The organism is Bradyrhizobium sp. 199 (genome assembly GCF_023073355.1).
Classification (GTDB): Bacteria; Pseudomonadota; Alphaproteobacteria; order Rhizobiales; family Xanthobacteraceae; genus Bradyrhizobium.
Genome location: NZ_JADPJI010000005.1, coordinates 1 through 24,361, shown reverse-complemented (window position 1 = coordinate 24,361; position 24,361 = coordinate 1). Strand labels below are relative to the sequence as shown.

Sequence of the window (24,361 nt, the reverse complement as noted above, 5' to 3'; positions counted from 1 at the left end):
ACAAACCATCGATGCAATCTTTTCCCGGTGAGAACACCCGGCTGTGAACGCCGGGCCGGCGCGATCTCTGTTACGATCGCGCCGTCAAGATGCCGCGCGAAATACAATCAATTAAGAAGAAAAACGGGAGGTATCGAACACATCCGGACATCGAGATTCACGTTCCTGCCTCCTGCCGGGATCTGCCCGTGCGGAATCGAGGGCCGGAATATGACGACGCGGCGCGACCGGTTCTGGGCCGGCTGGCGTCGGCGAGTTCTAAATTTGGCATGCTTATGAAGAGCGAGGGATGATCATGATCAAGGTGAAGATCAACGGCCAGGAACAGAGCTGGGACGGCGACCCGGATCTCCCGCTACTCTGGTTCCTGCGCGATGAGACCGGGCTGACCGGGACCAAATATGGCTGCGGCCAGGCCCTGTGCGGCGCCTGCACCGTCATTGTCGACAAGCAGGCGGTACGGGCCTGCATCACGTCCGTGAACGACGTCGCCGGACGCGAAGTTACCACGATCGAAGGGCTGCATCCGAACGGCGATCATCCGGTGCAAAAGGCCTGGCGCCAGGTCAACGTGCCCCAATGCGGCTTCTGCCAGACCGGCCAGATCATGCAGGCCGCCGCGCTTCTGATGGACAACCCAAAGCCCTCGCATGACCAGATCCGCGAGGCGATGTCCGGCAACATCTGCCGCTGCGGCTGTTACCAACGGATCGAGAACGCGGTCCACCTCGCATCGACGGGAGTGTGACATGAATTTCATCGACAATCCCCGCAAGATTCGCGGTTTCGAGAAGCACGTCAGGGTCGAGAAGGTCTCGCGCCGCAGCATCCTGAAGGGGCTTGGCATCACCGGCGGCTTCGTGCTCGCCGCGCCCGTGATGTCGCGCCAGGCGCTCGCTTACGAAACCGGTGCCGGCAAGATGCCGCATGGCGTCGTGGTCGATCCGCGCGTGTTCGTTTCGGTCGCCCCGGACGGCATTGTCACGATCGTCGGGCACCGTTCGGAAATGGGCACCGGCGTGCGCACCAGCCTGCCGCTGATCGTGGCCGAGGAGATGGAAGCCGACTGGTCCAGGGTCAAGGTGCAGCAGGCCCATGGCGACGAGGTGAAGTTCGGCAACCAGGATACCGACGGCTCGCGCAGCACACGGCATTATCTGATGCCGATGCGCCAAATCGGTGCCTCCGCCCGCACCATGCTGGAGCAGGCTGCGGCCAAGCGCTGGGGCGTGCCGGCGACCGAGGTGAAGACCGTCAATCACGAGGTCGTCCACAGCGCCAGCGGCCGCAAGCTCGGTTTCGGCGAGCTGGCAGCCGACGCCGCCAAGGAATCGGTGCCCAGCATCGAGGGCCTCAAGCTGAAGGACCCCAAGGACTTCCGCTATCTCGGCAAGGGCCAGGTCGGCATCGTCGACCTCCACGACATCACCACCGGCAAGGCGCGCTACGGCGCCGACGTGCGGCTGCCGGGCATGAAATATGCCGTGATCGCACGTCCGCCGGTGACCGGCGGCAAGCTGGTCTCGTTCGATCCGGAGGCGGCACTGAAGGTCCCCGGCGTCGAGAAGGTGATGAAGGTTCAGGGCTGGCCGTGGCCATCGAAGTTCCAGCCGCTCGGCGGCGTCGCGGTGATCGCGCGCAACACCGGCGCGGCGATCAAGGGCCGCGACGCATTGAAGCTGGTCTGGGACGACGGGCCTAACGGCAAGTACGACTCGGTCGCCTACCGCAAGGAGCTCGAGGAGGCCTCACGCAAGCCCGGCCTCGTGCTGCGCAAGGAGGGCGATGCGGATGCTGCGCTGAAGGGCGCCGACAAGGTCATCGTCGGCGAGTATTACATCCCGCATCTTGCTCATGTCAGCATGGAGCCGCCGGTGGCAGTCGCCGACGTCAAGGGCGATAAGGCGGATATCTGGGCGCCGGTGCAGAGCCCGGGTGGCACGCGCGACGACGTCGCCAAGACGCTCGGCATTCCCGAGGGCAACGTCACCGTCAACGTCACGCTGCTCGGCGGGGGTTTCGGCCGCAAATCGAAGTGCGACTTTGCGCTCGAGGCTGCCTTGCTGTCGAAGGAGCTCGGCGCGCCGGTGAAAGTGCAGTGGACGCGGGAGGACGACATTCGTAACGGCTTCCTGCACACCGTCTCGGCCGAGCGGATCGAGGCCGGCCTCGACAAGAGCGGCAAGGTGATTGCCTGGCGCCACCGCAGCGTAGCTCCCAGCATCGCCTCGACCTTTGCCGCCGGCACGGTGCATCAGGCGCCGTTCGAGATCGGCATGGGCCTCGTCGACATGCCGTTTGAGATCGCAAACATCTCGTGTGAGAATCCGGAGGCCGCCGCGCATACCCGCATCGGCTGGTTCCGCTCGGTCTCGAACATCCCGCGCGCCTTCGCGGTACAGTCGATGGTGAGCGAGATCGCGCAGGCGACGGGGCGTGACCAGAAGGAGACGCTGCTCGCGCTGATCGGCAGCCCGCGGATCGTCAAACCCGAGGTGAAGGATCTGTGGAACTATGGCGAGCCCCAGGACAGCTACCCGATCGACACTGCGCGCCTTCGCAAGGTCGTCGAGCTGGTCGCCGAGAAGGGCGAGTGGGGTCGCCAGGTCCCGAAGGGCCACGGTCTCGGCATTGCCGTGCACCGCAGCTTCGTCAGCTACATCGCGACCATCGTCGAGGTGGCCGTCGACGACAAGGGCAAGCTCACGGTACCGCGGGTCGATACCGCCATCGACTGCGGCACTTACGTCAACCCCGAGCGCATTGCCTCGCAGATCGAGGGCGCCGCGATCATGGGGCTGAGCCTCGCCAAATACGGCGAGATCAGCTTCAAGGACGGCAAGGTGCAGCAGAAGAATTTTGACGACTTCCAGGTCGTCAGGATGGACGACTCTCCTGTGGTGACCAATGTCTACATCGTGCCGCCCGGCCCCGACACGCCGCCCAGCGGCGTCGGCGAGCCTGGTGTGCCGCCATTCGCGCCGGCGCTGATCAATGCGATCTTCGCCGCGACGGGAAAACGCATCCGCTCGCTGCCGATCGGCAAGCAATTGGAGGCGTGAGTCGGAACTAGAAGCGGCCTCACGCCGTTTCCATCGATCTGACAGGAGCAGATCGATGACCAACATCTCAAGGGCGCTCGCAGTCTCGCTGTCGGGCGCCTTTCTTTTGACGACCTCCGGCGCATTCGCCCAAGGCAATACGGCGCCGCCGACCACCGCGACGCGCCCCAGCACGCCGGATCAGACGTCGCTTCCCAACGCCAACGCCCCGCCCGCCTCGACCACCCAGACCACCGGGCAGCACAATCCGGATCCCAAGATTCGTGAGATGAACCAGAAGGAAAAGGACAAGGTCGAGCGCGAGGGAAAGTAGGCTTTGCAGACCTCACGCCGTCATGGCCGGCTTGTCCTGGCCATCCACGTCCTTTGCCGCCGCACGAAGACATGGATAAACGGGACAGGACCGGGCATGACGACGAGCACGCGGCCGCGAGAGCAATCCCTTTCCCCACAAAAAGATGCGGCGGACGTTACCGTCCGCCGCATTCGCCACCCCCTGCGCCTCCGCTTCTTTCGATCCGCCCGCGGAGTTACTTCTTCAGTGCGAACACCCAGATGACGCCGCCTTGCGGCACGTTGGCTTCGATGCCGATGTTGTTGGTCACCAGCGCATCCTGGATGCGCTGCGCGTCCACGCCCCACCCCGACTGGATCGCGATGTACTGCGTGCCGTCGATCTCATAGGACACCGGCATGCCCATGATGCCGGAGTTGGTCTTCTGCTCCCATAGGAGTTCGCCGGTCTTGGCATTGAACGCCCGGAAGTTGCGGTCATTGGTGCCGCCGACGAAGATGAGATCGCCCGCGGTCGCCGTCACCGAACCGAACAGCTGCGACTTCGGGAAATTATGCTGCCAGACCTTCTTCCCCGTAGCTGGATCCCAAGCCTGCAGCTCGCCGAAATGGTCCGCGCCCGGCTTCGTCGTCAGCCCGATGTCCTCCGGCTTGGTGCCGAGCCAGAGCTCGCCTGGCTTCAGCGCGACCTTCTCGCCGGTGAACCCGCCGCAGAAATTCTCGTTGGCGGGCACGTAGACGAGGCCGGTCTTCTGGCTGTAGGCCGCCGACGGCCAGTCCTTGCCGCCCCATAGCGACGGACAGAACTCGACGCGCTTGCCGATCACCGGCTTGTGCGCGGGGTCGACGATCGGCTTGCCGCTCTCGGGTTCGATACCCTTCCAGACGTCGGTGAAAACGAACGGCCAGCCGGCGACATAGTTGATCTTCGTCGGCGTGCGTTCGAGTATCCAGAAGATCGCGTCGCGCCCAGGATGGACCAGGCTCTTGATGTTGCGGCCGTCGCGTTGCAGGTCGATCAGCATCGGCGCGTCGACCTCGTCCCAGTCCCAGGAATCGTTCTGGTGATACTGGTGATAGGTCTTGATCTTGCCGGTGTTGGGATCGAGCGCGAGCACAGAGGAGGTGTAGAGATTGTCGCCGGGATGGGTCTCGCCGGGCCATGGCGCTGCGTTGCCGACGCCCCAATAGATCGTCTTGGTCTCCTTGTCGTAATTGCCGGTCATCCAGGCCGAGCCGCCGCCGTTCTTCCAGTCGTCGCCCTGCCAGGTGTCATGCCCCGGCTCGCCTTCGCCGGGAATGGTGAAGGTTCGCCACAGCTCCTTGCCATCCTTGGCATCATAGGCGGCAATATAGCCGCGCACCCCGAACTCGCCCCCGGAGCCGCCGACAATGACCTTGCCGTCGATGATCAGCGGCATCAGGGTCATGTACTGGCCCTTCTTGTAGTCCTGCACCTTGGTGTCCCACACCACCTTGCCGGTCTTCGCGTCGAGCGCGACGACGTGGTCGTCCGTGGTGGCGAGGTAGAGCTTGTCCTCCCAGAGGCCGACGCCGCGGCTGGTCGGATGCAGCTGGAACAGATCGTCGGGAAGCTGCCGCTTGTAGCGCCAGTATTCGTCGCCGGTCTTCGCATTCAGAGCGATCACCTGCCCCATCGGGGTCGCGACGAACATCACGCCGTTGTTGACGATCGGCGGCGCCTCGTGGCCTTCGACGACGCCGGTGGCAAAGGTCCAGACCGGCGTGAGGTTCTTCACGTTGGAGGTGTTGATCTGCTCGAGCGGGCTATAGCCGTGCCCGTCATAGGTGCGCCGATAAAGCATCCAGTTGCTTGGTTCCGGATTCTCCAGCCGCTGTGCGGTGACCGGCGCGTAATTCTCGATCGGGCCCGATACGGCGGCGGTCGAAGCGAGGCAGGTAAAGGCGACGAAGCCGGACAGTAACCATTGCTTCCTGGTCATGGACGTTCCCCTTTTTCATCCGTTTGAATTCTTGTGTTGAATTCTTGTCGTTCGTCCCGCCGTCCGCCCCGTGGCGGATGCGGTCTCTCGTGAGCGGGCGCGGGCCCGCACTGTCCATCATCCCGGCTGCGCGCCACCTACCTTTCCGATGAAGTTGCCGGCGACGCTGAGCGAGCCGTCGGAGAGCGCCAGCGGTAGCGAAGCGAGCCGTCGCGGCGCCGGCCCGAACACGACCTGTGCGCCCGCACGAGGATCGTATTCGGAGTTGTGACACATGCACTTGAACACCTCCTTGTCGCCGACATCGCTCTTCACCCAGGCCGTGACCGGACAGCCGGCGTGAGAGCAGATCGCCGAATAGGCGATGATGCCGTCGACGGCGCGCTCGCGGGTCTTCTCGTCGAGCTCGGCGGGATCGAGCCTGATAATCAGGATCTCGTTGAGTCGCGAGGCGCTGCGCACCACCGATGTCTTGGGATCCTTCGGCCAGGCATGCACCGGCGGTCCACCAGCGGACAGGTCGGCCGCGGTGATGAGCTTTCCTTCGTTGTCGCCTTCGGCGAAGACGAGCACATCGCCTTTCTGGGGCCGTTCGTCGGAGCCGGGCGGATCCTCGCCCGCACGCGCGTACGCGGAACAACCGAGGCAGGCGGTGGTCGCGATTGCGCCAAGCAGAACCGTTCGCCGCGTCTGCTCGGCGCACGGGTCGGCTTCGGGTTCCGTGATGTTTCCGGACGATGAGGAATTGGTCGTGAACGATGTGCGGGACATGTTTGCAAGGAGGCGCTGGAACTCTGCCGAAAAAAAGGCGAAGAGTTGGCACCGCAGCGCATCAATATGGCTTTGCTCGCGGTGATTGAGCGAGGATGAATCCATTCAAGCGCGTTTTCGCAATTTCAACGTCGCGCCGGGCGATCCGCATGACGATTTTGCAGATCAGACCAATGATGTTGGAATTGGTGCAGCGCATGCATCGCGCTCCGCAAACGCGGCACGATGCGCCCGCATATTTTGCGGGCAGCCGCTGGTCGTCAGGGCCTGAGCACGTGGCGCGGCGCCGCGATAGAACCAGCGACCGTCGCCGACGCCATTTCGAAACTGTCGGCGATGCGACGCGCCTTGTCGATGAACAGCGCAGCCGCCGGCGGTGGGCAAACCTCGCGCGCGCTCTGCTCGAACAGATCGAGCCAGCGATCGAAATGAGCGCCGACCAGACTCAGCGGCAGATGTGCCCGCATTGGCGAGCCCTGGTATCGGCCGCTCATCAGCACAACAGAGGACCAGAAATCCCTGAGCTTGGCGAGATGCTCGTCCCAATTCTGCACGACCCCAAACACCGGTCCCAGCCGTGCGTCTTCGCGAACGCGCCCGTAGAAGCGGGTGACGAGTTCCCCGATCATCTCCTCAGTGATCCCGGTGCGCTCGATCGCATCCTGGATCAACAGATTCCGCCGCCCGGCCGCCGCCTCGCGCTCGGCCATCAGTCGATCCGACATGTCCTTCGCGCTCCGTTCCGTTGTTCCTGCAGTCCGTCCGTTCGAGATTGTCGGGCCGATTGCGCGCGCCGTCTTTGTCGCAGCGCAAAGTGCGGAATCCGGCGCGCACGCCGAAGCCCGGCGCCCTGATCAGCCGCTATAGGTGTAGAAGCCCTGCCCGGTCTTGCGGCCGAGATGGCCGGCATCGACCATCTCTTTCAGCAGTGGCGCTGGCCGATATTTAGGATCGTTGAAGCCCTTGTAAAAGACCTCCATCACCGAAAGCATGGTGTCGAGCCCGACCAGATCGGCCAGAGCCAGCGGCCCGATCGGATGGTTGCAGCCGAGCTTCATGCCGGCGTCGATTTCTTCCGCCGTCGCAATCCCCTCCTGAAGCGCGAAGATCGCTTCGTTGATCATCGGGCACAGGATGCGGTTGACGGCAAAGCCCGGGCTGTTCTTCGCCGTGATCGCCACCTTGCCGATGCGCTGGGCGAAATCGAGCGCCTTGGCGTGGGTGTCGTCCGAGGTCTGCAAGCCGCGGATGAGTTCCAGCAGCGCCATCACCGGCACCGGGTTGAAGAAGTGCATACCGATAAAACGGTCGGGACGGTCGGTCGCGGCGGCGAGCTTGGTGATCGAGATCGACGAGGTGTTGGTCGCAACCAGCGTGCGCGGCGACAAGGTGGCGCAGAGATCCTTCAGGATCTTGACCTTGAGCTCCTCATTCTCGGTCGCGGCCTCGATAACGAGATCGCAATCGGCGAGCTTCGCGCGGTCGGTGGTGCCGGTGATGCGCTTGAGCGTGGCGTCGCGATCGGCCGCCGACATCTTCTCCTTCTTGACCAGGCGCTCGAGGCTGCCGCCGACGGTCGAAATCCCGCGGTTCACCGCCGCATCGGAAATGTCGACCATCACGACCGAGAGCCCGGCTGCCGCGCAGATTTGCGCGATGCCGTTTCCCATGGTCCCTGCTCCGATGATACCAACGGTCTGGATCATTTGCGTCCTATCCTTCTCATCGTGAGGGTCTGCCAGCATCGCTCCGGCCCCCACCTGTTTCCCGCGTCAGGGTCTGGCACTGAGGGTGCGACCCGACCCTGCCCCTTCCTTAAAGCATCCATGGGCGGAATAAAGCCATCTAGCGCCGGCCTGGAGGATTTGGGCTATGCCCGCCCGAACTGCCCGATTCTGTGTCGGGCGGCCCGACGTGGTCGAACGACATCGGGCACCCCGATGTCACATGGACGAGAGCCCACCCCCAACATCCGGGATTGCGACCTCTTGATTGTGGCGAGCACAGCGGCCAGAACCGGTGCAGCTGCCATCCGAGGATGTGCGTGAACGACCCCGTCCGCGGCCGACGTAGGCCGAGCTGGCGGGGCAAGCTGCTGAGGGCGAGGGATTTCGCGATGGATTTGATCGGGATCACCGGCATCGAGCCGGCGCAACGGCATCAGGCCGGATGAACGACTTCGCGCAATCTATCACGGCCGCCTTCACGCTGATCGGCGAGGCCGATGCCGAACTTCTGGGCATCGTCGCCTTGTCGGTGCGCGTCAGCCTCACCGCCAGCATCGTCGCGCTTCTGATCGGCGCGCCGTTCGGAGTCCTGCTTGCGATCACCCGGTTCCGCGGACGGCAGGTTATCATTGTCCTGACCAATGCCTTGCTTGGTCTTCCGCCGGTCGTGGTCGGGCTCGCGCTTTATCTTCTGTTGTCGCGGTCCGGCCCCCTCGGGGCGGCCGGCCTGTTGTTCACGCCGGCGGCCATGGTGATCGCGCAGGCGCTGCTCGCGACACCGATCGTGGTCGCACTGGTGCACCGGCCAGCGAGCCTGCTGTGGGCAGAATATGGCGACCTGGCACGGATCGACGGGCTGTCGACACTGCGCAGCATCGGCTTGCTGTTCGCGCTCGGTCGAACCTCGCTGCTGACGGCCTTTCTCGCGGCGTTCGGACGTGCCATCGCCGAGGTTGGCGCCATCCTCATCGTCGGCGGCAACATCCGCGGCTTCACGCGCACGATGACGACCGCGATCGCGCTGGAGACCAGCAAAGGCGACCTGCCGCTGGCACTCGGGCTCGGGCTGATCCTGCTCGCACTGAGCGTGGCGGTGTCGACCGTCGCCTTCCTGCTAGTGGGACGCGTTGGGGAAAAATAGCTGCTCGCCGCCGACCTTGTGCCCGGCGATCGCCTCCTGTCCCTTCGGGGAGACGAGCCAGTCGATGAAGGCCTGCCCGTCCTTCGCCTTCACGTTCGGATGCGTGGCGGGATTCACCAGCATGACGCCGTACTGGTTGAACAGTCGCTTGTCCCCTTCGGTCAGGATGGCGAGTTCGCCACGGTTCTTGAACGACAGCCACGTGCCCCGGTCCGAAAGCAGATAGGCGTTCGACGACGAGGCCATGTTCAGCGCCGGGCCCATGCCCTGGCCGATCTCCCGGTACCAATTGTCCTTCGCCGCGCCGATGTCGACGCCCGCTTCCTTCCAAAGCCGGAGCTCGGCGGCATGCGTGCCGGACTTGTCGCCGCGCGAGATGAACGGCGCCTTCGCCGCCGCGATCTTGCGCAGCGCGTCCGCAACGTCCTTGCCGCCGGCAATCTTTGCGGGATCGCTGTTCGGGCCGACGATGACGAAGTCGTTGTACATGACGTCGAAGCGCTTCACGCCTTGCCCTTCCGACATGAACTTGTCTTCGGCGGGCCTGTCATGGACGAACACCACGTCGGCATCGCCGCGCCGCCCGATATCCAGCGCCTGGCCGGTGCCGACGGCGACGACCTTCACGCCGATGCCCCCCGCCTTCGTGAACAGCGGCAGCAGATGGCCGAACAGGCCTGATTGTTCCGTCGAGGTGGTCGAGGCGACTGTGATGGAGCGATCCTGCGCGAATGCGATGGTGGACCAGAGCAGTACCGCTCCCAGGGCAGCAATCTTCTTCATGCGTCGTTCCTCAACCAACAATGACGGACCTGAATAGTCCCTGTCGATGAAGAGGGGAACCCCCGATGTTAAAGCCGCAGAGAGTTGAACGGGTGGCTGCAAAGCGGCAGGAACGTCGTTGGCTCAGGCGGATTGTCGGGATGTAAAGTCAAGGAGAATCCAATGAAGCAGATCATCTTGGCATCCGCATGCATCATGGCGCTGGCGACCGGTGGCGCCGTCGCGCAGACACAACCCGCTCCGGGCGCCTCCGACCAAAGCGACGTCGGCCCCTCATCGCGAGGTCCCGCCACCAAGGGCATGACGACAGGACGGTCGTCGAACATGCAGAACGAGGCCAGCGACAGCAAGGGTGCGCAGCCGTCGGCCGGCGGCACCAACACCAACAATATGGGCAGCCAGGCCGGTGGCGCCTCTGGCGGCGGCGCAGGCTCGGGCAGCGGTGCTGGCTCGGGCAAATAGTCGGAAGATCGCAAATAGTCGGAAGATCGGAGTTCCGGGAGGGGATCGTCGTCCCCTCCCACGGACCGACAGGAATTGATCAGCGACCGTGACAATATCTTGGCAGGCGGCGGACGCTCTGCGATCCCGATTTCGAAAGGCCTCGCGAGGGCCAAACAGATTTTGTGATCACGTTTCCTCTCCTTTGCTTTCGAAGACACGTTTAGGTCGGGTGCACTGTGTTGCGGTCACCGCGCGCCGAAGGTGCGGATGTTCTGCAATTGATCTCCCTTACATTGACACGGGTGTGACGGCCGAGGCAGTTTTTCATATTGCTGGCGAATCAGCGATTGCCTCACGCCGAGTACCTCCTGGACAACTCCCAGTGCTTTCGAGACTGATATCGTTGCTGCGCCGCATCCCCGTGGTGAAATGGGCATTCGCCGGGCTTCGGCCTGTGCCGCATGGCGGCAACATTGATGTCACGCCGCTCGCCGCAGACGTCGCGCCTGTCATCGCCGAAGACGTCGCCCAGGTCGTGGCGGAAACGACTTCGGATCAGATCAGCGATATCAGCACGGTTTCAGCGCGAGACGACGCCGAGATCGCAGGTGCGGCTCCCTCCACTGAGGATGCTACCGCAGTCGCCGTCATGGCGGAGAGCCCGCCGGCAGCACCCACCGATGCCAGCGGCGACGATTCCTCGCCGGAGACGCCGTCGGAAATCGAGCCGGTCATCGTGGAGGAGGCTTCGGTCTCGACCATCGAGATCGACATCGCGACAGCCGATGTTCCCGAGCCCGTCGCCAGCAATGACCCGGCTGTCGAAACCGGGGCGAAGCTCGAGGGCGTCAATGCGCAGCCGGCCGCGGTCGCCATCGCCTGCGAAGCGGTCGACGCCGAACTCGTCATCGGCAGCGATCCACGTCCCGCACTCCCGAGCAACGCGGAGTTCGTTGTCGCGGAGGAGGCATCGCCCTCTTCTATCGCCGTCGCGAGCACTCCGGTTGATGCTCCCGCTCTTGTCGTCAACGAGGATCATTGCCTTGACGTCATCGTGGATGGCGAAGCCGCCGTGGACGAGCCGGGTGTCGCGCCTGCCGATAGCGAAGTGCTGGCGGCAGAACCCGTTCCCGAGGAACATTTCGACAGCGTTCCCTCCCCCCGTGCCGCGGTGGAAATCGAGCCGGCTGTTGTGGACGTTGCTGCCCCCGTCGCAGCGATAGCCGCCGCGCAGTGTTCCGCCAACACAGCCGGCCTCGCTACCGAGATCGAGCTGGCTCTCGTGTCTCCTTCTCCCGAAAGCCGCAACGTACCGAGAGTTCGCGCAAGAGCCGCGGAACCTGCCGATCGCACCGCGCTGATCCGGCAGCGCTGGGCGGAAACCGGGATCAGGATGTGGAATCCGCGGCTGTACGGCGCCGGCGAAGCCACGCTGAACATCCAGGGGAGCGTCGGGCTGCTGCCGCCCGAGCCCGGCGAGACGATGCCGCGTTACGACAAGCTGGAATTCAAGATGCTTGGCGGACAGATCGTCTGTGAAGGCGTCATCGTCGAAGCGCCGGCGCAGGCGAGCCATCGCAGTTTCACGCGACTCGCCGAGCCTGGGAAAATCGAGCGCGTCCGCGAACCGCGGGAACGCCAGGCCGCTCTTGCCTGATCCTTTCTTCCGCGATCGCTGTCATGTGTGCTAGGCAGATATCCCGCAGGGGGAGATCGCATATGCGCGCAAGCTCGTTGCTTCTGGTCGTGATCGCCGCCTCCTGCGCTTCGCAGCCAGCCATCGCCGCGGGCAAACGGCCACGTCATGCAGTCGCTGCCGTTCCCGCCACCGATCCGTCCGCCTCCTACAACGCCGACAGGCTCTCTTCCTCGCGCGGAGAGCCGATCCTCAACACGCCGGGCCAGACCACCGTGCTGACGCGACGAATGCTCGACGACATGAACGCGACCAGCCTGAGAGCCGCCATGCGCTCGACCGCCGGCGTGACCATCGGGCGCTAAAAGCATGATCGGCAAAAAGTGCGCAGCGGTTTTCCGAAAAGATCATGCTTAAACAACAACCTAAAGCGCGGCTTTCCCGCCGACATGCCGTTGTTCCCGGGCGACGTATGAATTTTTCCGCATGCGAAGCGGTTGCCCGCAACGCGGCCTGCAACGTAACCTGCGCAGGGGTCGAGCCGCGACATCGGGCCGATTAAAACGACAAGAACACTACGGGAGGCAAACCATGAGAACACTCACGGCCGCATTGTGCGCACTGGCACTGTTGGCAACGGGCGCGCAAGCGCAGACCCTCAAGGATTTCCTGGCGACGGCCATGCAGAAGTGGACAGCACCGTTCGAGCCGTTCCAGCTCATTGGCAACATCTACTATGTCGGGACCGAAGGCATTGCCGTCTATATCATTAAGACATCGGAGGGCCTGATCCTGATGGACACGGCGATGTCCCAGTCGACCGGCATGATCAAGGACAACATCGTCAAGCTCGGCTTCAAGGTTTCCGACATCAAGGTCGTTCTCAACTCGCACGCGCATCTCGATCACACCGGTGGTTTTGCCGAGATCAAGAAGGAAACGGGTGCGCAGCTGGTGGCTGGCGAGCGCGACAAGCCTCTGCTCGAAGGCGGCTACTATCCCGGCGACGAGAAGAACGAGGATCTCACCTTTCCCGCGGTGAAGGTCGATCGCACCGTAAAGGAAGGCGACAAGGTCACGCTTGGCGACACGACGCTCACCGCACATGCAACGCCCGGCCACTCGCCGGGCTGCACGAGCTGGGAGATGACCGCCAAGGACGGCGACCAGAACCGCGAGGTGCTGTTCTTCTGCAGTGGCACGGTGGCACTGAACAGGTTGGTCGGTCAGCCGACCTATCCCGGCATTGTCGACGATTACCGGGCGACCTACGTCAAGGCCAAGGCGATGAAGATCGACGTGCTGCTCGGGCCGCACCCGGAGGTCTATGGCATGCAGGCCAAGCGGGCGCAGATGAAAGACGGCGCCCCGAATCCGTTCGTCAAACCCGGCGAGCTTGCGACCTACGTGACCGGCCTGTCGGAGGATTTCGACAAGCAACTGGCCAAGCAGACCGCGGCGCTCGAAAAGAAGTAACGGCCATCGGATGCGGCTATGACCTCTCCCCGAACCGGGAGCGGTCAATCGCCGACGGCAGCGGTCTCGGCTGTGGCCATCCTTCGCGACGCCCGCCGTTGGCGGGCCTTCAGGATGGAGGGTCCGGGTGGGCGGCCCTTCGGGAGAGTGACCGAAAGCTGCGGCTATCGCGCCAGGCTCGGCAGGTCGAGCCCCTTGTCATGGGCGCAGTCGATTGCAGCGTCATAGCCCGCATCAGCATGCCGCATGACGCCGGTGGCGGGATCGTTCCAGAGCACGCGCTCGATGCGCTTGGCCGCTTCCGGCGTGCCGTCGGCGACGATCACCATGCCGGCATGCTGCGAATAGCCGATGCCGACGCCGCCGCCATGATGCAGCGACACCCAGGTCGCGCCGCTGGCGCAGTTGAGCAGGGCGTTGAGCAGTGGCCAGTCGGACACCGCGTCCGAGCCGTCCTTCATCGCCTCGGTCTCACGGTTGGGGCTCGCCACCGAGCCGCTATCGAGATGATCGCGGCCGATCACGATCGGCGCCTTGAGCTCGCCGCGTGCCACCATCTCGTTGAAGGCGAGGCCGAGCCGGTGACGATCGCCGAGGCCGACCCAGCAGATCCGCGCCGGCAGGCCCTGGAACTTGATGCGCGCCTTGGCCATGTCGAGCCAATTGTGCAGGTGCTTGTCGTCAGGCATCAGCTCCTTGACCTTGGCGTCGGTCTTGAAGATGTCCTCGGGATCACCCGAGAGCGCAGCCCAGCGGAACGGCCCGACGCCGCGGCAGAACAGCGGACGGATATAGGCGGGAACGAAGCCGGGGAAATCGAAGGCGTTCTTCAGGCCCATGTCCTGCGCCATCTGGCGGATGTTGTTGCCGTAGTCGAGCGTCGGAATGCCCTGCGCGTGAAAATCCAGCATGGCCTGAACGTGCTCAACCATCGAGGTCTTGGAGGCGCGTTCGACCGCCTTCGGATCTGAGCCGCGCTTGGCTTCCCACTCGGCGAGCGTCCACCTCTTCGGCAAATATCCGTTGACCGGATCGTGCGCGCTGGTCTGGTCGGTGACGACGTCGGGCTTGACGCCACGGCGCACCAGCTCAGGAAAAATCTCCGCGGCGTTGCCGAGCAGGCCGACCGAGACCGCCTTCTTCGTCTTTGCGGCGTCCGCCATGATCGCCAGCGCTTCGTCGAGCGTTGCGGCCTGCTGGTCGAGATAGCCGGTGCGCAGCCGCATCTCGATGCGGCTCGGCTGGCATTCGACGGCGAGCATCGAGGCGCCGGCCATGGTCGCGGCCAGCGGCTGCGCGCCGCCCATGCCGCCAAGGCCTGCGGTGAGAATCCATTTGCCGGCAAGACTACCGCCGTAATGGCGTCGGCCAATCTCGACGAAGGTCTCGTAGGTGCCCTGCACGATGCCCTGGCTGCCGATGTAGATCCAGGAGCCCGCCGTCATCTGGCCGTACATCATCAGGCCCAGGCGATCGAGCTCATTGAAATGATCGAGCGTCGCCCAGTGCGGCACGATGTTGGAGTTCGCGATCAGCACGCGCGGCGCGTCCGCATGGGTGCGGAACACACCTACCGGCTTGCCGGACTGGACCAGCAGCGTCTGGTCGGCCTCGAGCTTGCGCAGGGCCGCAACGATCCGGTCAAAGCTCTCCCAGTCGCGTGCAGCGCGGCCGATGCCGCCATAGACGACGAGCTCGCTCGGGCGCTCCGCGACGTCAGGATCGAGGTTGTTCATCAGCATGCGCAGCGGCGCTTCGGTCAGCCAGCTTTTGGCGCTGATGTCGCTGCCGCGGGGGGCGCGAATGGTGCGGTCATTGTCCAGTCGGCGGTTCATGCGGACCTCTCAATCAAGTCTCGGAAACGGATCGGATGGAAGCGCGGTGATCGCGATGGCCGGCAACGCGTCGGCTTCGATCAGCGCAGCCGCCTTGGCGAGATCGCCGGCCATGTAGCGGTCGGCGCCGAGGGCGGGCACCCGCTGGCGCAACGCCGCGACGACGGCGGCGAGCGGCGCACTGGTCGCATGCGGCGCGCGCAGCGTAATGCCTTGCGCTGCGACCAGAAGCTCGATGCCGAGGATGGCGGCAAGATTGTCGACCATGTCGGACAGGCGGCGCGCGGCGTGCGCCGCCATCGAGACGTGGTCTTCCTGGTTGGCGCTGGTCGGCGTCGAGTCGATCGAGCAGGCAGAAGCGCGCTGCTTGTTCTCGGCATAGAGCGCGGCCGCCGTCACCTCGGCGATCATGAACCCCGAATTGATGCCGGGATCAGGCGTGAGGAACGGCGGCAGGCCGAAATTGAGCGCGGGATCGACCAACGTGGCGATGCGCCGCTCGCTGATCGCGCCGATCTCCGATAGCGCGAGTGCGATCGCGTCGGCGGCAAACGCCACCGGCTCGGCGTGGAAATTGCCGCCGGAAACGATCTCGCCGCTCTCGACCAGCACCAGCGGATTGTCGGTGACGGCGTTGGCCTCGACGATCAACGTGCGCGCGGCCTGCGTGATCAGGTCGAGCGCCGCGCCCGCGACCTGCGGCTGGCAACGCAGGCAATAAGGATCCTGCACGCGCTCATCGCCTTCGAGATGCGACAAGCGGATGTCGCTGCCGTCGAGCAGCGCCATCAAGGTCGCTGCCGCCGCGATCTGCCCGGCATGGCCGCGCAGCGCCTGGATCTCGGGGCGGAACGGTGCCGTCGAGGCCATCGCCGCATCGACCGACAATGCGCCGGTGACGAGCGCGGCGCGCGCCAGGCCGAATGCGCGCAGCACGCCGGAGACCGCATAGGCCGTCGAGAACTGTGTCCCGTTGATCAGCGCGAGGCCTTCCTTAGGTCCGAGCGTCAGCGGCGAGAGGCCGGCAACGGCGAGCGCCTCGTTGCCGGACACGATCTTGCCATCGACGATCGCCTGTCCTTCGCCGATCATGACCGCAGTCATGTGCGCCAGCGGCGCGAGATCGCCGGAGGCGCCGACCGAGCCCTGTTGCGGCACCAGCGGGTAGACGCCCCGCGCCAGCATGCCCTGCAAATGCTCAATCACCTCGCGGCGCACGCCGGAAGCGCCGCGCCCAAGGGAAACGATCTTCAAAGCGATCATCAGACGAACGATCGGCTCGGGCGTGGCGGGTCCGACGCCGCAGCAGTGCGAGACGATGAGGTTACGCTGGAGCAGCGCAGTCTGGTCCGGCGGAATGCGCTTCGACGCCAGCTTCCCGAAGCCGGTATTGATCCCATAGACGGGAGCGTCGGCCCGCGCGGCCTTCGCGACGATCTCGGCAGCCACCTCGACACGCGGCCAGAACGATGGATCGAGCACAACGGCTTGTCCTGCGAGCACGCGCGCGAGATCGTCGAGGCTGACCGTTCCCGGCTTAACGACGATCGCTGCGCCCTCCTCCGTCACTGCCCCCTCCACACCCGCCGGTGCAGCGGATTGAAACCGATGCGGTAGACGAGCTCAGCGGGCCGCTCGATGTCCCAGATCGCGAGATCGCACCATTTGCCGGTCTCCAGCGTGCCGGTTTCATCGAGCACGCCCAGCGCCCGCGCGCCTTCTCGGGTGACGCCCGCAAGGCACTCGGCCACATTCATCCGGAACAGCGTCGCCCCCATGTTCATCGCGAGCAGCAGCGAGGTCAGCGGCGAGCTGCCGGGATTGCAGTCGGTCGCGAGCGCCATGTGGACGCCGTGTTTGCGGAACGCCTCGACCGGCGGCTTCTGCGTCTCACGGATGAAGTAGAACGCGCCGGGCAACAGCACGGCCACGGTGCCGGCCTTCGCCATCGCGGCAGCGCCGGCTTCGTCGGTATGCTCCAGATGATCGGCCGACAGCGCGGAGAATCTTGCAGCGAGCGCGGCACCGCCGAGATTCGACAGCTGGTCGGCATGGAGCTTGACCGGCAGCCCCAACTCCCTCGCCGTGGCGAACACCCGCGCCGTCTGCTCGGCCGAGAACGCGATGCCCTCCATGAAAGCATCGACGGCGTCGGCAAGGCCGGCCTTTGCAACAGCCCGCAGCATCTCGTTGCAAACGAGATCGATGTAGCGATCCTTGTTGCCGCCGGCTTCCACCGGCAACGCATGTGCGCCGAGGAAAGAGGTGCGGATCGCAACCGGCCGCTGGCGGCCAAGGCTGCGCGCGGCCGCGAGCTGCCGCATCTCCGTCTCGGCGTCGAGGCCATAGCCGGATTTGATCTCAACGGTGGTTGCGCCCTCGCCTATCAACGCATCGAGCCGCGGCAGCGCGCTTGCGACGAGCTCGGCTTCGCTCGCCTTGCGCGTCGCAGCTACCGTCGAGACGATGCCGCCGCCGGCGCGCGCGATCTCTTCATAGCTCGCACCCTTCAGGCGCAGCTCGAACTCATGGGCGCGGTTGCCGCCATAGACGAGATGGGTGTGGCAGTCGACGAGGCCCGGCGTGATCCAGCGTCCCTCGCAGTCGATCCTTTCGACCGCATCGGCATCCACCGCAAAATCGGTCTGCGTCCCCGAATAGACGATGCGGCCGCCGCGCGCTGCGATCAGGCCACGCTCGATCTCGCCGAGATCGGGACGCCCGGCCCGCATCGTGGCGAGCCGGGCGTTGTGCCAGATCCGGTCGAAGCGCTCTGCCATGCAATGGTCCCTTCGTGGGATGCTTGACTTATATGTCTAGACATATAACCGTAAGGCGGTTCTGTCCAGCCGGCATGGAAACATGACACGACTGCATTTCGCCTCCGCGCTCCTGCCCTCGGGCTGGGCTAATGACGTGCAGGTGGTGATCACCGCCGGCGCGATCGCGGAGGTGACGCCGGGCGTGGCACCGGATGCCGGCACCGAGCGCCACGCGATTGCGCTTCCGGGACTGGCGAGCCTGCACAGCCACGCCTTCCAGCGCGGCATGGCGGGTCTTGCCGAGCTGCGTGGCGACAGCACCGACACGTTCTGGACCTGGCGCGAGACGATGTATCGCTTCGCTCTCGCCATGACGCCGGACGACGTCGTCTCTGTTGCGACGCTGCTCTATGTCGAGATGCTGGAGCAGGGTTTTACCCGCGTCGGCGAATTCCACTATCTTCACCACGACCGCGACGGCGCTCTCTATGCCGATATTGCCGAGATGGCCACGCGGATTGCGCAGGCTGCCGAGGTCTCCGGCATTGCTCTGACGTTACTGCCGAGTTTTTATGCGCACGGCTCGTTCGGCGGCGCGGCGCCGCATGCCGGCCAGCGCCGCTTCATTTGCTCGGCCGATCAGTTCGCGGCATTGATGTCAGCATCGCGCAAGGCGATCAGCGCTTTGCCGGACGCCAATATCGGCATCGCGCCGCACAGCCTGCGTGCGGTGACGCCTGACGAACTCGCGGCGATCATTCCTCTGGCGGACGGCGGGCCGGTGCATATCCATGCCGCCGAGCAGGTGAAGGAGGTCGAGGATTGCCTGGCTTGGTCGGACCGCCGGCCAGTGCAATGGTTGCTGGAGCACGCGCCCGTCGATCAGCGCTGGTGCCTCATTCACGCGACTCACACGACGGACGAGGAAGTCGCCGCCCTCGCCCGGACCGGCGCGGTTGCCGGGCTCTGCCCCATCACCGAGGCGAGCCTTGGCGACGGGATCTTTCCTGCGCGCGAATTCCTCGATGCCGGCGGCGCATTCGGTATCGGCACAGATTCCAACGTGCTGGTCGGCGTCGCCGACGAATTGCGCCAGCTCGAATACGGCCAACGGCTCAAGCATCGCGCGCGCAACGTGCTCTCCAGCGGCGCGGGCCGTTCGACGGGGCGCACACTGTTCGACCATGCTCTTGCGGGCGGCGCGCAAGCGCTGGCGCAGGAGGCGGTGGGGCTTACGCCGGGCGCGCGCGCCGACATCGTCACGCTCGACACGGCGCATCCTTCGCTGGCAGGGCGCGCCGGCGACGCTGCCATCGATGGTTGGATCTTTGCCGCAGGCACTGGCGCGGTCGATTGCGTCTGGGCCGGCGGCCACAAGGTCGTCGAAGGCGGCCGGCACAGATTGCGCCAAGCCGCACGCGAACGCTTCAATGCGACAGTGCGGAGGCTCGTCGCATGAGCCTTGCCACCGATGCCGCCGACAAGCCGACGCTGTACAAGCGCATCCGCGCCGACATCGAGACACGCATCCTGACCGGCGAATGGCCGCCGGGGCATCGCATTCCCTTCGAGCACGAGTTGGTGGCCCGTTACGGCTGCTCGCGCATGACGGTGAACAAGGCGCTGTCGGAGCTCGCGCAGGCCGATCTGATCGAGCGGCGGCGGCGCGCGGGCTCTTTTGTCCGCCGGCCGCAACATCAATCCGCGGTGCTCAAGATCGCGGACATGCGCGCCGAGATCACCGCGCTCGGCCGCGCATATGGCTATGAGCTGATCCATCGCAAGCTGCGCGCCGCGACCGCGGCCGACCGTGACCGTCTCGGCGTGAAGAAGGCCGGCAAGGTGGTCGCGATCACCTGCCGGCACAGCGCCGACAACGTGCCGTTCGCGGTCGAGGACAGGCTGATTGACCTGTCGTCCGTGCCGGATGCCGCGACCGCGGATTTCTCGCGCGAGCCGCCCGGATCGTGGCTGCTTCACCACGTCCCATGGACCGAGGCCGAACACACGATCAGCGCCATCGTTGCGGACGACCATACGGCGGACGCGCTCGCGATCGCCGTCGGCGCGCCCTGTCTCGTGATCGACCGTTACACCTGGCGCAGCGCGCGCACGATCACCGCCGTGCGCCTGCTCTATCCCGGTGACTCTCACCGCCTTGTCGCGCGATTCAAGGGAGGCTGAGATATGTCGGCACAAATCGTGCAACGCTCCATGAAGAGATCAACAGGACGTCAATCCATCGATCGGCAGAGGACGACAATCATGCGTAGTTCGACGATATTTGCGACAATCATTGCCCTCGCGGCCTCCACTCCCGTGCTCGCGGACGACGTCAAGGTCGGCGTCGGCATCTCCGGATGGACCGGCTTCGCGCCGCTGACGCTGGCGAAGGAGGCTGGTATCTTCAAGAAGAACGGCCTCGACGTCACCATCAAGAAGATTCCGCAGAAGGACCGCCATCTCGCGATCGCCTCCGGTGACGTCCAGTGCGCGGCGACGACCGTCGAGACCTGGATTTCCTGGAACGCCAACGGCGTTGCGACCAAGCAGATCTTCCAGCTCGACAAGAGCTATGGCGCCGACGGCATGGCCGTGCGCAACGACCTCGCAGCGATCAAGGACCTGAAGGGCAAGACCGTCGCCGCCTCCGCGCCGGGCACCTCGCCGTATTTCGCGCTGGCCTGGATGCTCAAGAAAAACGGCCTGTCGGTGAAGGACGTCACCGTCGTCAACCTGGAGCCGGCTGCGGCCGCGCAGGCTTTCGTCTCCGGCCAGAACGATGCGGCGATGACCTACGAGCCGTATCTGTCGACCGTGCGCGCCGCGCCCGACAAGGGCAAGATCATCGCGACCACGCTCGATTATCCGATGGTCATGGACACCTTCGGCTGCACGCCGAAATTCCTCGCCGAGAATCCCAAAGCCGCCAAGGCGCTCGCCGGCAGCTATTTCGAGGCGCTTGACATGATCGCCAAGGATCAGGCCAAGGCCTACGAGATCATGGGCGCCGACGTGAAGCAGAGCGGCGAGCAGTTCGGCAACTCGGCAAAATATCTGCGCTGGCAGGACAAGGCCGCAAACCAGAAGTTCTTCGCCGGCGACTTCCTGACCTTCAACAAGGAGGCCGCCGATTTGCTGCTGGAAATCGGCATCATCAAGGCCGCGCCGAAGGTCGAGGACCTCTTCGACGCGAGCTACATCAAGTAAACTTCTGCAGGCCGCCGGTTCCGCCCGAAAGCGGAGCCGGCTCATGATCGACCATTCGGATAGACAGTTTGATGCGTCCCCTGGATCCTGTGACATCGAAGCAGCGCGTGGCCTACGGCCTTGCGTTCTTCGTGTTGTTCGTTGCCCTCTGGTCCTGGGCAACGCTCGGCGGCCATGTGTCGAAGACCTTCCTCGCCAACCCTTTGACCATGGTGCAGGAGGGCTATGACCTCCTGGCCAAGCAGGGCTTCGCCTACGATATCGGCATGACGATCTGGCGCGTCGTCGGAGGCTTTGCACTCGCGGCCATCATCGCGGTCCCGCTCGGTGTGCTGATGGGCGCCTACAAGCCGGTCGAAGCATTCCTCGAACCGTTCGTCTCCTTTGCGCGCTATCTGCCTGCCTCCGCCTTCATCCCGCTCCTGATCTTGTGGGCCGGCATCGGCGAATTGCAAAAACTGCTCGTCATCTTCATCGGCTCGGTGTTCCAGATCATCCTGATGATCGCCGTCACCGTCGGCACGACGCGGCGCGATCTGGTCGAGGCTGCCTATACGCTTGGGGCCAGCGACCGCGGCATCATCCGCCGCGTGCTGCTGCCGTCCTCGGCGCCCGAGATCGCGGAAATCCTGCGGCTGGTGCTGGGCTGGGCCTGGACCTACGTCATCGTCGCCGAGCTGATCGGCTCGTCCTCCGGCATCGGCCACATGATCACCGACAGCCAGGCGCTGCTCAACACCGGGCAGATCATCTTCGGCATCATCGTGATCGGGCTGATCGGCCTGCTCTCGGACTTCATGTTCAAGGCGTTCAACGCCTGGCTGTTTCCGTGGAGGCTCGCGTGACGATCCTCAAGATCGAACAGGTCTCCCGCACCTTCCCGGCTCGCCAGGGCAACGCGCCGACCAAGGCGCTCGAGCCGACCGACCTCGTCATCGGCAACAATGACTTCGTCACCATCCTCGGCCCGTCCGGCTGCGGCAAGTCCACGCTGCTCCGCATCGTCGCCGGCCTCGATCGTCCCAGCAGCGGCCGCGTCACGCTCGATGGGCGCGAGGTGACCGGCCCCGGCGCCGATCGCGGCATGGTGTTCCAGTCCTATACGCTGTTTCCCTGGCTCACCGTGCGCGAGAACATCGCCTTCGGCCTGCGCGAGCGCGGTGTGGCCGAGGCGGAGCGCAACAAGATCGCCGACGCGTTCATCCGCCAGGTCGGGTTGTCCGGCTTCGAGAACCACTGGCCAAAACAACTCTCCGGCGGCATGCAGCAGCGCACGGCGATTGCCCGCGCGCTCGCCAACGATCCCAAAATCCTGCTGCTAGATGAGCCGTTCGGCGCACTGGACAACCAGACCCGCGCCCTGATGCAGGAGATGCTGCTCGAGATCTGGGAGCGCGACCAGAAGACTGTGCTGTTCGTGACCCACGACATCGAGGAGGCGATCTTCCTCGGCAGCCGCGTCATCGTCATGAGCGCGCGCCCCGGCAGGATCAAAGCCGAGATCAACGTGGACCTGCCGCATCCGCGCTCCTACAAGATCAAGACGACGCCGGAGTTCGTCCAGCTCAAGGAACGGCTGGTCGAGGAAATCCGCACCGAGGCGTTGAAGGTTGCCGAACATGCCTGACCATCTCCCTTCAGCCGACGGGAAACGCGTTCTCGCCGATCTCAATGCGCTCCGTGCCATCGGCGCCTACAAGACCGGCGTGCATAAGCCGACCTTCTCCGAGCCGCACAAGCTTTCGCTCGATTGGCTGCTGCGCAAGCTGCCCGATGCCGGTCTCTCCGCTTCGATCGACGGCATCGGCAACGTGTTCGGAACCAGCGCCAAGCCCGGACCGAAGCTGCTGGCCGGCTCGCACCTGGAAAGCCAGAACTATGCCGGCTGGCTGGATGGCCCGCTCGGCGTCGTCTACGCGCTCGAAGCTGCCCGCGTGCTCAATGCCGATCCTTCGCTCAAGGGCGCCGTCGAAGTCGCCTCCTGGTGCGACGAGGAGGGACATTTTGGCCATTTCCTCGGCTCGCGCTCCTATGTCGGGCAGGTGACCGAAGCCGACATCGATGCCGCGCGCGACCGCACCAGCGGGCGCACGATGCGTGACGCGCTCGCCGACATGGGGCTCGCCGGCCGCCCGCGCGCCAAGGTCGAGCCGGGCCGGTACGTCGGATATCTCGAGGCGCATATCGAACAGGGCGACACGCTCGAAAGCGGGAAGCTCGCGGTCGGTGTCGTCACCTCCATCGTCGGCATCTGGCAATACCAGATCAATTTCGTCGGCGAGCAGAACCATGCCGGCACCACGCGCATGGCCGTGCGCAAGGATGCAGGGCTGGCGCTGGCAAAATTCTGCGTCGCGCTCGACCAGAGTTTGCCTGATGCCTGCGGCCCGCGCACGGTCTGGACCACCGGGCGCATCACGCTCAATCCTGGCGCACCGAGCATCATTCCGGGCGGCGCGGAAATGCTGTTCCAGATCCGCGACGACGATCCTGCCGTCATTGCCCGGCTGGAGCAATTGCTGCGGACCATGGCGGACGAGGCCAGTGCGAAGGGCCCCTGCACCGTCATCGTGACGAAGTTGCGCACCGGTGCGCCCGCCATGATGAATACCGGCTTCCAGGATGCGATCGAAGCCGTAAGCAAGGCGCTCGCCGGCGGCCGATCCGTTCGCATGCCCAGTGGCGCAGGTCACGATGCGCAGATGCTGGCAACGGTCATGCCCGCCGGCATGCTGTTCGTACCGTCGATCGGCGGCATCAGTCATCACTGGACCGAAAACACCGCCGACGCCGATATCGTCACCGGTGCAGAGGTCTTCGTCGACGCTTGCCGGCGGATCCTCGCGGGATAGAGCATGCCAGGGAGGGCTGCGTCCAGACACGAGAGCGAAGTGGCGGGCGTATTCTCCTCTTCGTCGCCCGCGCAAAATTGCTTCGCAATTTTGTCGCGGGCTCCTCGGAATGCGCCGAAGCTTCAGAAGGCGACAAGCCGGGCGATGACGGTGAGTGTGCGGCTGCAGACATGGCTTCGCGCTCTCGCGGCTGATTTCGCCCGAGCTTTGCTTGGTCACTCCACCCTCAAATCCAAGAGGGCGCAGGGAAGGCCGAGTGCCAGTTCGCACCCGCGGTCCGCTGCGCGAAATGCGCACGCAGGAAGAACCGCACAGCAGCATACAGGTGTCGCCGATCACTCGGCCTTCCCTGCGCGATGGTCGGACGGCTTATGCCGTGCTCTCCCGGGAGCCGAACTTTCCTT

22 protein-coding genes are annotated in these 24,361 nt (G+C 64.8%); 14 read left to right on the top strand and 8 right to left on the bottom strand.

The genetic code is table 11. The features are described from left to right. Nucleotides 1–295: 295 nt before the first annotated feature. Genes IVB28_RS08440 through IVB28_RS08430 form a run of 3 tightly spaced genes read left to right on the top strand, consistent with a single transcriptional unit; the run spans nt 296 to nt 3,375 of the window. Nucleotides 296–748, top strand: a complete 453-nt coding sequence (locus tag IVB28_RS08440) for a (2Fe-2S)-binding protein (protein WP_247528486.1) — start codon at nt 296–298, stop codon at nt 746–748. A 1-nt stretch (nt 749) separates the two neighbouring features. Then, nucleotides 750–3,062, top strand: coding sequence for a molybdopterin cofactor-binding domain-containing protein (locus tag IVB28_RS08435; RefSeq protein WP_247525618.1), 2,313 nt, complete (start codon nt 750–752; stop codon nt 3,060–3,062). Nucleotides 3,063–3,117: 55 nt separating this feature from the next. Beyond that, nucleotides 3,118–3,375, top strand: a complete 258-nt coding sequence (locus IVB28_RS08430; protein WP_247525617.1) for a hypothetical protein — start codon at nt 3,118–3,120, stop codon at nt 3,373–3,375. Between the two features lie 217 nt (nt 3,376–3,592). Here the strand turns inward: IVB28_RS08430 and IVB28_RS08425 are convergent, their stop codons facing one another. The 4 genes from IVB28_RS08425 to IVB28_RS08410 form a co-directional block, all read right to left on the bottom strand. Next, nucleotides 3,593–5,320 carry a methanol/ethanol family PQQ-dependent dehydrogenase gene (locus tag IVB28_RS08425; RefSeq protein ID WP_247525616.1) on the bottom strand — a complete coding sequence of 576 codons (1,728 nt, stop codon included), beginning with the start codon at nt 5,318–5,320 and terminating at the stop codon, nt 3,593–3,595. Nucleotides 5,321–5,437: 117 nt separating this feature from the next. Next, complete coding sequence (locus IVB28_RS08420) at nt 5,438–6,091, bottom strand: Rieske 2Fe-2S domain-containing protein (RefSeq protein ID WP_247525615.1); 654 nt, start codon at nt 6,089–6,091, stop codon at nt 5,438–5,440. Between the two features lie 260 nt (nt 6,092–6,351). After that, the gene (locus IVB28_RS08415; protein ID WP_247525614.1) at nt 6,352–6,816 is read right to left on the bottom strand and encodes a group III truncated hemoglobin; all 465 of its coding nucleotides are present in this window, start codon (nt 6,814–6,816) and stop codon (nt 6,352–6,354) included. Between the two features lie 129 nt (nt 6,817–6,945). After that, nucleotides 6,946–7,797 carry a 3-hydroxybutyryl-CoA dehydrogenase gene (locus tag IVB28_RS08410; protein WP_247525613.1) on the bottom strand — a complete coding sequence of 284 codons (852 nt, stop codon included), beginning with the start codon at nt 7,795–7,797 and terminating at the stop codon, nt 6,946–6,948. Nucleotides 7,798–8,260: 463 nt separating this feature from the next. Between IVB28_RS08410 and IVB28_RS08405 the strand changes: the two genes are divergently transcribed. Continuing rightward, a complete protein-coding gene (locus IVB28_RS08405; RefSeq protein ID WP_247525612.1) occupies nt 8,261–8,959 on the top strand; it encodes an ABC transporter permease in 699 nt (232 codons plus the stop codon). Here the strand turns inward: IVB28_RS08405 and IVB28_RS08400 are convergent. Continuing rightward, entirely contained in the window at nt 8,933–9,742 is an 810-nt protein-coding gene (locus tag IVB28_RS08400) for a substrate-binding domain-containing protein (RefSeq protein WP_247525611.1), read from the bottom strand. The two genes, IVB28_RS08405 and IVB28_RS08400, sit on opposite strands and share 27 nt — an antisense overlap. Before the next feature lie 162 nt (nt 9,743–9,904). Here IVB28_RS08400 and IVB28_RS08395 point away from each other — a divergent pair, with 162 nt between their 5' ends. The 4 genes from IVB28_RS08395 (at nt 9,905) to blaBJP (ending at nt 13,298) form a co-directional block, all read left to right on the top strand. Continuing rightward, nucleotides 9,905–10,204 (top strand): hypothetical protein, encoded by a 300-nt coding sequence (locus tag IVB28_RS08395; protein ID WP_247525610.1) that lies wholly within the window; start codon nt 9,905–9,907, stop codon nt 10,202–10,204. 286 nt (nt 10,205–10,490) lie between these two features. Further along, entirely contained in the window at nt 10,491–11,843 is a 1,353-nt protein-coding gene (locus tag IVB28_RS08390; RefSeq protein WP_346730721.1) for a hypothetical protein, read from the top strand. Between the two features lie 62 nt (nt 11,844–11,905). Next, nucleotides 11,906–12,187 (top strand): Plug domain-containing protein, encoded by a 282-nt coding sequence (locus tag IVB28_RS08385; protein ID WP_247525609.1) that lies wholly within the window; start codon nt 11,906–11,908, stop codon nt 12,185–12,187. Nucleotides 12,188–12,413: 226 nt separating this feature from the next. Then, complete coding sequence (gene blaBJP, locus IVB28_RS08380) at nt 12,414–13,298, top strand: BJP family subclass B3 metallo-beta-lactamase (RefSeq protein WP_247525608.1); 885 nt, start codon at nt 12,414–12,416, stop codon at nt 13,296–13,298. 164 nt (nt 13,299–13,462) lie between these two features. On the opposite strand, the gene hutU is transcribed toward blaBJP, so the two are convergent. Genes hutU through hutI form a run of 3 tightly spaced genes read right to left on the bottom strand, consistent with a single transcriptional unit; the run spans nt 13,463 to nt 17,913 of the window. Then, a complete protein-coding gene (gene hutU / locus IVB28_RS08375) occupies nt 13,463–15,133 on the bottom strand; it encodes a urocanate hydratase (protein ID WP_247525607.1) in 1,671 nt (556 codons plus the stop codon). Between the two features lie 9 nt (nt 15,134–15,142). After that, nucleotides 15,143–16,702 (bottom strand): histidine ammonia-lyase, encoded by a 1,560-nt coding sequence (hutH, locus tag IVB28_RS08370; RefSeq protein ID WP_247525606.1) that lies wholly within the window; start codon nt 16,700–16,702, stop codon nt 15,143–15,145. Then, complete coding sequence (gene hutI, locus IVB28_RS08365) at nt 16,699–17,913, bottom strand: imidazolonepropionase (RefSeq protein ID WP_247525605.1); 1,215 nt, start codon at nt 17,911–17,913, stop codon at nt 16,699–16,701. Before hutI ends, hutH begins: the two co-directional genes overlap by 4 nt. Before the next feature lie 82 nt (nt 17,914–17,995). Between hutI and IVB28_RS08360 the strand changes: the two genes are divergently transcribed. The 6 genes from IVB28_RS08360 to IVB28_RS08335 all read left to right on the top strand — a co-directional run bounded on the left by IVB28_RS08360 (nt 17,996) and on the right by IVB28_RS08335 (nt 23,957). Next, the gene (locus tag IVB28_RS08360) at nt 17,996–19,354 is read left to right on the top strand and encodes a formimidoylglutamate deiminase (RefSeq protein WP_247525604.1); all 1,359 of its coding nucleotides are present in this window, start codon (nt 17,996–17,998) and stop codon (nt 19,352–19,354) included. Beyond that, nucleotides 19,351–20,079: a histidine utilization repressor gene (gene hutC, locus IVB28_RS08355; protein ID WP_247525603.1), complete on the top strand. Its 729-nt coding sequence runs from the start codon at nt 19,351–19,353 to the stop codon at nt 20,077–20,079. The genes IVB28_RS08360 and hutC overlap by 4 nt, the downstream gene beginning before the upstream one ends. Before the next feature lie 81 nt (nt 20,080–20,160). After that, entirely contained in the window at nt 20,161–21,105 is a 945-nt protein-coding gene (locus IVB28_RS08350; RefSeq protein WP_247525602.1) for an ABC transporter substrate-binding protein, read from the top strand. 71 nt (nt 21,106–21,176) lie between these two features. Then, nucleotides 21,177–21,950, top strand: a complete 774-nt coding sequence (locus IVB28_RS08345; protein ID WP_247528484.1) for an ABC transporter permease — start codon at nt 21,177–21,179, stop codon at nt 21,948–21,950. Further along, nucleotides 21,947–22,732, top strand: a complete 786-nt coding sequence (locus IVB28_RS08340; RefSeq protein ID WP_247525601.1) for an ABC transporter ATP-binding protein — start codon at nt 21,947–21,949, stop codon at nt 22,730–22,732. The genes IVB28_RS08345 and IVB28_RS08340 overlap by 4 nt, the downstream gene beginning before the upstream one ends. Further along, a complete protein-coding gene (locus tag IVB28_RS08335; protein ID WP_247525600.1) occupies nt 22,725–23,957 on the top strand; it encodes a Zn-dependent hydrolase in 1,233 nt (410 codons plus the stop codon). The genes IVB28_RS08340 and IVB28_RS08335 overlap by 8 nt, the downstream gene beginning before the upstream one ends. Nucleotides 23,958–24,361: the final 404 nt, after the last annotated feature.

What these genes read in the sequence shown, in the direction of transcription:
- IVB28_RS08435 (WP_247525618.1), top strand. Translation starts at nt 750, where the DNA reads ATGAATTTCATCGACAATCCCCGCAAGATTCGCGGTTTCGAGAAGCAC.
- IVB28_RS08335 (WP_247525600.1), top strand. Translation starts at nt 22,725, where the DNA reads ATGCCTGACCATCTCCCTTCAGCCGACGGGAAACGCGTTCTCGCCGAT.
- IVB28_RS08420 (WP_247525615.1), bottom strand. Translation starts at nt 6,091, where the DNA reads ATGTCCCGCACATCGTTCACGACCAATTCCTCATCGTCCGGAAACATC.
- IVB28_RS08345 (WP_247528484.1), top strand. Translation starts at nt 21,177, where the DNA reads ATGCGTCCCCTGGATCCTGTGACATCGAAGCAGCGCGTGGCCTACGGC.
- IVB28_RS08400 (WP_247525611.1), bottom strand. Translation starts at nt 9,742, where the DNA reads ATGAAGAAGATTGCTGCCCTGGGAGCGGTACTGCTCTGGTCCACCATC.
- IVB28_RS08415 (WP_247525614.1), bottom strand. Translation starts at nt 6,816, where the DNA reads ATGTCGGATCGACTGATGGCCGAGCGCGAGGCGGCGGCCGGGCGGCGG.
- IVB28_RS08425 (WP_247525616.1), bottom strand. Translation starts at nt 5,320, where the DNA reads ATGACCAGGAAGCAATGGTTACTGTCCGGCTTCGTCGCCTTTACCTGC.
- blaBJP (WP_247525608.1), top strand. Translation starts at nt 12,414, where the DNA reads ATGAGAACACTCACGGCCGCATTGTGCGCACTGGCACTGTTGGCAACG.
- IVB28_RS08430 (WP_247525617.1), top strand. Translation starts at nt 3,118, where the DNA reads ATGACCAACATCTCAAGGGCGCTCGCAGTCTCGCTGTCGGGCGCCTTT.
- IVB28_RS08440 (WP_247528486.1), top strand. Translation starts at nt 296, where the DNA reads ATGATCAAGGTGAAGATCAACGGCCAGGAACAGAGCTGGGACGGCGAC.
- hutI (WP_247525605.1), bottom strand. Translation starts at nt 17,913, where the DNA reads ATGGCAGAGCGCTTCGACCGGATCTGGCACAACGCCCGGCTCGCCACG.
- IVB28_RS08360 (WP_247525604.1), top strand. Translation starts at nt 17,996, where the DNA reads ATGACACGACTGCATTTCGCCTCCGCGCTCCTGCCCTCGGGCTGGGCT.
- IVB28_RS08385 (WP_247525609.1), top strand. Translation starts at nt 11,906, where the DNA reads ATGCGCGCAAGCTCGTTGCTTCTGGTCGTGATCGCCGCCTCCTGCGCT.
- IVB28_RS08410 (WP_247525613.1), bottom strand. Translation starts at nt 7,797, where the DNA reads ATGATCCAGACCGTTGGTATCATCGGAGCAGGGACCATGGGAAACGGC.
- hutC (WP_247525603.1), top strand. Translation starts at nt 19,351, where the DNA reads ATGAGCCTTGCCACCGATGCCGCCGACAAGCCGACGCTGTACAAGCGC.
- IVB28_RS08395 (WP_247525610.1), top strand. Translation starts at nt 9,905, where the DNA reads ATGAAGCAGATCATCTTGGCATCCGCATGCATCATGGCGCTGGCGACC.
- IVB28_RS08405 (WP_247525612.1), top strand. Translation starts at nt 8,261, where the DNA reads ATGAACGACTTCGCGCAATCTATCACGGCCGCCTTCACGCTGATCGGC.
- IVB28_RS08350 (WP_247525602.1), top strand. Translation starts at nt 20,161, where the DNA reads ATGCGTAGTTCGACGATATTTGCGACAATCATTGCCCTCGCGGCCTCC.
- hutU (WP_247525607.1), bottom strand. Translation starts at nt 15,133, where the DNA reads ATGAACCGCCGACTGGACAATGACCGCACCATTCGCGCCCCCCGCGGC.